The organism is Actinomadura formosensis NBRC 14204, assembly GCF_001552155.1.
GTDB lineage: Bacteria > Actinomycetota > Actinomycetes > Streptosporangiales > Streptosporangiaceae > Spirillospora > Spirillospora formosensis.
In genome coordinates, this window is record NZ_BCQQ01000285.1 from 1 (window position 1) to 1,370 (window position 1,370).

At 69.8% G+C, this 1,370-nt stretch carries 2 protein-coding genes; one reads left to right on the top strand and one right to left on the bottom strand.

The window, feature by feature from the left end; genetic code table 11:
* Positions 1-172 precede the first annotated feature (172 nt).
* The gene (locus tag AF1_RS32520) at positions 173-958 is read right to left on the bottom strand and encodes a GNAT family N-acetyltransferase (protein ID WP_067808193.1); all 786 of its coding nucleotides are present in this window, start codon (positions 956-958) and stop codon (positions 173-175) included.
* Positions 959-1,230: 272 nt separating this feature from the next.
* On the opposite strand from AF1_RS32520, the gene AF1_RS32525 reads away from it, so the two are divergent.
* The coding region (locus AF1_RS32525) for a DUF397 domain-containing protein (RefSeq protein ID WP_067808196.1) at positions 1,231-1,370 on the top strand (140 nt) is incomplete at its 3' end.

The following is a 1,370-nucleotide window of genomic DNA, read 5'->3' on the forward strand; positions in this document are numbered from 1 at the left end:
GTAGCGAGTCGCACCGACTCCGAGGCGGGACTCCAACGGCTCGTCTCGGAGCACTCACCCCCGGCTGCTTCGTTGACTTGCGGCGTGTTGTTGTTACGGCAGGGCGGATAACAACAACACGCCGCAAGTCAACGTGTCCGGGGACGGGGGCGGCGGCGCGGCTGTTCGAGCGCTACGTCTGGCAGACGTATCCGTGCGTCTCCAGCCCCTCGGAGACGTAGAGTCCTTCGGCGGCGCTGCCCCGAGACGCTTGGAGCACCTTGACCTCGGCGCCACGGGCATGCCCCCAGGCCATCGACGCCCGCCAGAGGCTCCGGCCGTGACCGCGGCCCCGGTACTCGGGGTGGACGGCGAAGTAGGCGGGCTGCTGGATCGTGCGGCCGTCCGGCCCCGCGACGGTCGTGAGTGGATCGACCGCTCCGACGATCCGATCGTCGGAGACCGTGACGAGGGTCGGGCCGTCTTCGCGCCCGGCCTTCATCCGCTGGTAGAGGAACTGGAAGCCCTCCGGCCCGATCTCGTCGGCGAATGCGCCGAAGGTGTCGGCGGCCGGGCAGTCCGTGAGGGGCTGGACGCTGCGCGCCGGTCGCTCGTCGTCGGCGGAGAAGCGTTTGACCATCACCCTGCCGCGTGCCCCGTCCGGACGGTAGGAGAACCAGATCACCCTGCTGCCGGCCTCGGCGCCGTGGGACTCCGCCAACCGCTCGCCCAAGCGCACCAGCGCGGGGAGGTCGGGCTCCTCGGCGCTGTAGTAGTAGACCTTCGCCAGGCCGCCGCCGCGCGTGCTCAGCGCGGGGACGATCGTCTCCGCGGCCGTGTGGACGATGTCGCCGACGAGGACCCGTTCGTCCTTGGTGGCCGTCCACCGGCGGTCCTTGTCGAAGGGAAGGAACCGGCCGGTGTGCGCAACGTCGAGAACGGCGTCGAACAGGTCGGCGCCGACGGTCTCAGGGGGCATCGGGCCGAGCGTCGGAACATAAGGGACGCGTATCACGGGCTCAAGCCAGTCACGGCGGAATCCCATGTCCCGAAGGTTAGCGAGCGCCCCACATGGCGAGCCCCGGATCACCGAAACGGTCCGGGGCCTGATCAGGGGCGGCCAGGAGCTAGAACGGGTTGTCGTCCCCGGCCGCGCAGGAGCACTTGTTCCCCTCTGGCAGGTCGGCGCAGGCCACGTACATCACCCCGAGCGCCTCCGAGCCGGACGAGACGGCCGGGGGCGCTCGGGTGATGTGCGTCGAGGTCGGCGAGCTTGTCAGCGGCGTTGGCATCAGGGACTCCAAGGACCCGGATGGTGGGCGGTTGACCGTGACTGGTGACCAGTTCGTCCGTCTGCTTCAGCGCATCAAGGCGGGATCACTCGACCGCCC